General features: G+C 60.6%; 2 protein-coding genes. Both read right to left on the bottom strand.

The window, feature by feature from the left end; all coding sequences use genetic code 11:
• Positions 1 to 384: 384 nt before the first annotated feature.
• Entirely contained in the window at positions 385 to 924 is a 540-nt protein-coding gene (locus tag RVY79_RS16585) for a DUF1367 family protein (protein ID WP_053166329.1), read from the bottom strand.
• On the bottom strand, positions 921 to 1,331 hold the full coding sequence (locus RVY79_RS16580) for a hypothetical protein (protein WP_137884589.1): 411 nt from the start codon (positions 1,329 to 1,331) through the stop codon (positions 921 to 923). Before RVY79_RS16580 ends, RVY79_RS16585 begins: the two co-directional genes overlap by 4 nt.
• Positions 1,332 to 1,388: the final 57 nt, after the last annotated feature.

Below are 1,388 nucleotides of genomic sequence, written 5' to 3'. Positions count from 1 at the left end.
GCGGCTCTCCCATATCTGCAAGGAAGTTCTCGAAACTCTTCCATCGATCACAAACCTTCACTCCTCTCCCGCCGTATTGCTCGTAGCCCGAGGCCGATTTGATTTCGCAGCGAGCGATCATTCCAGACCAAATCTTGTACGCGCGGGTAGGCTTTCGGCTCGCGCACGCTCCGTGCCTGGTCATCTTCTTCGCAACAAGTTCGCGACGCAGGCAACCGCAACTCTTGGTCTTTCCGCTTTTCAGTGAAGGATGGCCAACCAGTTTCTCTGTGCCGCACGTGCATACACAAAGCCAAGAGCGGTGCGCTTTGTCGGACGACATCTCGCGAAGAACAGTCAGGCGTCCGAACGTCTGTCCCGAAAGGTTTTCACGCCATGCCCTGGTCATAGGAACCCCATCACCTTGTTCACAACCTCATCTAGCTGCGCACGGTTCGCGTAGTTGCTCAGCACGTGCTCAAGGAGAACATCAGCTACAGCCGAATACAGTTCCTCGAACTCAGGCTGTTCCATGTTCGCGAAGCTGATCGATCGGGCTTTCAGTTTCATGGCACCGTCGATGCGGAAGGTCTGTTCGTAGTAACCGGCCAGAATCGTCACATCCTCGCGAAACTGCTCAAAGTTCTTAGCGACGGGCAGACCTTTGTGCGTCTTGTGCTTTCGACCGGGATCCCAAGCCTCATAGCCCACATTGAGCAGCGCGAAGAACTTGCGATGGAATTTGGAGTTCCGCTTTTGTACGGTCTTGATCTCCACCATCTCGCCGGGCTCCAGGTTGAACAGGCCGTTCACGAACCGGCGCCATTGCTTCTTGCCCTTTTCGCCCAGGCCGTCGATGGCGCCGAACAGCACGCGGCGGGCGGCGGCGCGATCCACCTCGGGGATTGCTACGGGCGCCTGCTTCACGAGGGTGATTTCGCTCATCGTCCAGCCTCCTGAAAAACGGTCTTGATCGCGGCTGCCACTGTGCGGCGGTTGGCCGAATCGGCCAGTTCCGCGCCCAGCGCGAGTGCCGCACCGATGGCGCGGTACTCATCGCCCGAACAGCCCCACTTGCCGGCGGCGTTGCCGCGCTTGAACACGCCGCGAATGGCCTCTAGGCCCTCGGCAGCGATGCGCTTTTCGTGATCGGTCAATTCGCGCGACAGGACGGCGGCGAGGTTCACGGCAGCGGCCAGCGTGTGGGCGCCACGCTCAGTTCCGGTGCCTTCCTTGAAGCCCTCCAGCGTGCCCAGCGGCGTGAGCTGCAGGTCGGTCTTCATTTCCTGCGACAGGCCGAACACCAGCGGCAAGCCGCAGGCGCGCGGGCGGTAGCTTGAACGCTTGCGCATCACGCCCTCGCCAGCCGAACGCGATTCCACCGACAGTTAGGCGCCCGGTGCCCGAAG

The organism is Chromohalobacter sp. HP20-39 (assembly GCF_033052815.1).
Lineage (GTDB): Bacteria > Pseudomonadota > Gammaproteobacteria > Pseudomonadales > Halomonadaceae > Chromohalobacter.
Note: the sequence above shows the minus strand (reverse complement) of the source record. Positions and strands in the feature narration are given on the sequence as shown.

Excerpts from the sequence above, each read along its gene's own strand:
- RVY79_RS16585 (WP_053166329.1), bottom strand. The coding sequence starts at position 924 with ATGAGCGAAATCACCCTCGTGAAGCAGGCGCCCGTAGCAATCCCCGAG.
- RVY79_RS16580 (WP_137884589.1), bottom strand. The coding sequence starts at position 1,331 with ATGCGCAAGCGTTCAAGCTACCGCCCGCGCGCCTGCGGCTTGCCGCTG.